Raw genomic sequence first — 2,939 nt, forward strand, 5'->3', positions numbered from 1 at the left:
CAGCCGTATGTCTTGCTGAATCCCTGGAACGCACCCGTCCGATGCCTCCACGCCCGAGCCTGCTGTTCTTCGGCGGCTGGAACCCGGGCGTGCCGCAGGACTGGCTGGACAGCCTGCCGGGCTGGCTGGAGCAGGCSATCTATCTGGTCACCTTCCTGGGCAAGATCGTCGYGGCCTTCTTCATGATCGCSCTSGTGAAGGCCTTCGTGCCCCGYTACCGCTACGACCAGCTGATGCGTCTGGGCTGGAARATCTTCCTGCCGACCTCGCTGGTCTGCGTCGTCGTGGTCGCCGCMTGGCGCGTGTTCGCGGTGGGCGCATGAKCCGSATCCTSRCCCTCGTGCTGCTGGCGTCTACGGGCGCCTGCACCATCCCGACCTATGAAGCCGACCCCGTGTCGGTCTATCAGTGGGAGCGCCGGCAGGAGGGCATCCAGCGCCAGCATGCCGAGCGCGAACGCCTGTGCCGCATCACCAGGGAAGACGATCCGCGCAAGGAAGAGCTTTGCCGCGGCGTCTCCGGAGCCAGACAGTAATGTTGAACCGTCTCGTCCAGGCCGCGAAGGGCGCGCTTCTGATCGACGCCATCGGCGCGATCGGCCTGTCGTTCAAATACATGGCCCGTCCCAAGGCCACGGTGAACTATCCGTTCGAGCGCAATCCGCAGTCGCCGCGGTTCCGGGGCGAGCACGCCCTGCGCCGCTACGCCAACGGCGAGGAACGCTGCATCGCCTGCAAGCTGTGCGAGGCCATCTGCCCCGCCCAGGCCATCACCATCGAGTCCGAGCCGCGCGCCGACGGCAGCCGCCGCACGACCCGCTACGACATCGACATGGTCAAATGCATCTACTGCGGCCTGTGTCAGGAAGCTTGCCCGGTAGACGCCATCGTCGAGGGTCCGAACTCGGAGTTCACGACCGAGACCCGCGAGGAGCTGCTGTACGACAAGGACCGGCTGCTCGCCAACGGCGACCGCTGGGAACGGCTGATCGCGAAGAACCTGGAACTCGACGCGCCGTACCGGTGACTATTCCCTTCTCCCCCGGAGGGGAGAAGGATCAAATCTTCTCCGCGATGATCTCCACCACCATCGGCGTGATCATGACTGCGTCCGGATCGGTTTCGGCGGCGTCGACGGCGGCGATCACGCGGTCGTACCAGGCCCGGTCGACCTTGCCGGACTCGAGCAGGAACAGAGGGTAGTTGCGGGCCCAGGTGGCCGGCCATTGCCAGACCAGATCGTTCTTTCGCGCGGTCTCGACGATCGGCTGCATCGACCGGATGCGGAAGCCGGCGGCGGGCAGCATGGCGGGCAGGGCGCGGCCGATGTCGGGCTCGCCGCCCGAGGCGCGCCAGTCTTCGACGACCAGCCGCTTGAAGTCCTCGATCGCGGGACTGTCGGGCAGGATCGAGAAGGTCCCGTAGTCGAGATATTCGTGGATCACCGCGACCCCGCCCGGACGAAGGGCGGCGTGCAGCTTTTTCAGCACCGCGGCGGGGTCGCTGACGAAGGCCAGCACCCAGCGGATCCAGAAGGCGTCGGCGCCGACCACGGGCAGGGGGTCGGTGACCAGGTCCACCGTCTCGGCGGCGATATTCAGCAGCCCCCGGGCCCCGGCCGCGCCATCCAGCACGTCGACGAACCGGGCCGACCGCTCCAGGGCGTGAACGCGGCCGGTCGGACCGACGATCTCGGCCAGGTCCAGGCTGGCCCAGCCCGGTCCCGCGCCCGCGTCGATGACCCTCGAACCCACCGTGATTCCGGCCCGGCGCCATGCGTCCAGCACGCGCGGCCGCCACACGCGGTGCTGCAGGCCGAGGCGTTCGACCTCCGCGTCGTGGGTGCCCAGAAGATAGTCGCGCTCTTCGCTCATGACGGTCGCCCCGGTTTCCCGCCAAACTGGGCCCGCCGACCGGCTCCGGCAAGACGGGAAGATGCGGTCGCCGTCGTCGTATTCGGTCTTTGCAAAGCCCCCGGCGGCGGTTAGAAGTCGCGCGCTTTCCGAGGCTTTCCGGGCGAGATTCGCGCGCCGGGTTTCGGGTTTTTGTCTGAACCATCCGCTGGCCGCCGCCTCGCTCGCCGGCAAAGCGTGAGGAGCCGATCGCGCGATGCTCTTGCAAGGCCTGGCCTTCTATCTTCTGTCGGCCGTGGCCGTGCTGGGCGGCCTGATGGTCGTGACGGCGAAGAACCCCGTGCACAGCGTGCTGTGGCTGATCCTCGCCTTCTTCTCGTCGGCGGGCCTGTTCGTGCTGCTGGGGGCCGAGTTCCTGGCCATGCTGCTGGTCGTCGTCTACGTCGGCGCGGTGGCGGTGCTGTTCCTGTTCGTCGTCATGATGCTGGACGTCGACTTCGTGAAGCTGCGCGAGGGCTATGCCNAAGCTCAAGGAAGAGTACCAGAAGATCGCCGAGCGCCGTGTGCGTCTGGGTCTGGTGCTGGCCCTGGCCATGCTGCTGGTCGTCGTCTACGTCGGCGCGGTGGCGGTGCTGTTCCTGTTCGTCGTCATGATGCTGGACGTCGACTTCGTGAAGCTGCGCGAGGGCTATGCCCGCTAYCTGCCGCTSGCGATGATMGTGGCGGGYATMCTGCTGGCCGAGATGATCATCATCTCSCTGACSGTSGTCAGCGGYGGSGCGGCGTCGGACGCCATCGGGCCGGTGGCGGCGACGGCSGAGATGTCSAAYGTCGAGGCCATCGGCCGCGTTCTGTACACGGACTATGTCTACATCTTCCAGGCGGCGGGGATCGTGCTGCTGATCGCCATGATTGGCGCCATCGTCCTGACCCTGCGCCACAAGCCCAAYATCAAGCGCCAGAACGTCGCCCGCCAGGTCGGCCGCGAYGCGAAGACGGCGATGGAAGTCAAATCYGTCGAGACCGGCGCCGGCATCTCGTCCGAGGATCTGCTCTGATGGAAATCACCCTGCAGCACTATCTGGCG

General features: G+C 66.8%; 6 protein-coding genes. 5 read left to right on the forward strand and 1 reads right to left on the reverse strand.

From position 1 onward, the window contains the following. From ASD25_RS32715 to nuoI, 3 genes are all read left to right on the forward strand, one after another. A partial coding sequence (locus ASD25_RS32715) for an NADH-quinone oxidoreductase subunit H (RefSeq protein ID WP_235562915.1) occupies nucleotides 1–323 on the forward strand: 323 nt, incomplete at its 5' end. Then, on the forward strand, nucleotides 320–535 hold the full coding sequence (locus ASD25_RS28310; RefSeq protein WP_056621545.1) for a hypothetical protein: 216 nt from the start codon (nucleotides 320–322) through the stop codon (nucleotides 533–535). The genes ASD25_RS32715 and ASD25_RS28310, both read left to right, overlap by 4 nt. Continuing rightward, entirely contained in the window at nucleotides 535–1,026 is a 492-nt protein-coding gene (gene nuoI / locus ASD25_RS28315; protein WP_055829299.1) for an NADH-quinone oxidoreductase subunit NuoI, read from the forward strand. The genes ASD25_RS28310 and nuoI overlap by 1 nt, the downstream gene beginning before the upstream one ends. 31 nt (nucleotides 1,027–1,057) lie before the next feature. On the opposite strand, the gene ASD25_RS28320 is transcribed toward nuoI, so the two are convergent. Next, nucleotides 1,058–1,873 (reverse strand): methyltransferase domain-containing protein, encoded by an 816-nt coding sequence (locus ASD25_RS28320; protein WP_055829302.1) that lies wholly within the window; start codon nucleotides 1,871–1,873, stop codon nucleotides 1,058–1,060. Nucleotides 1,874–2,108: 235 nt separating this feature from the next. On the opposite strand from ASD25_RS28320, the gene ASD25_RS30010 reads away from it, so the two are divergent. Both ASD25_RS30010 and ASD25_RS28325 read left to right on the forward strand, forming a co-directional pair. Beyond that, nucleotides 2,109–2,375 (forward strand): NADH-quinone oxidoreductase subunit J (locus tag ASD25_RS30010; protein ID WP_235562916.1); only part of this gene is annotated, 267 nt, incomplete at its 3' end. A 70-nt stretch (nucleotides 2,376–2,445) separates the two neighbouring features. Beyond that, nucleotides 2,446–2,910 (forward strand): NADH-quinone oxidoreductase subunit J, encoded by a 465-nt coding sequence (locus tag ASD25_RS28325; RefSeq protein ID WP_369816705.1) that lies wholly within the window; start codon nucleotides 2,446–2,448, stop codon nucleotides 2,908–2,910. Nucleotides 2,911–2,939: the final 29 nt, after the last annotated feature.

The sequence above is a fragment of the Brevundimonas sp. Root1423 genome (assembly GCF_001426805.1).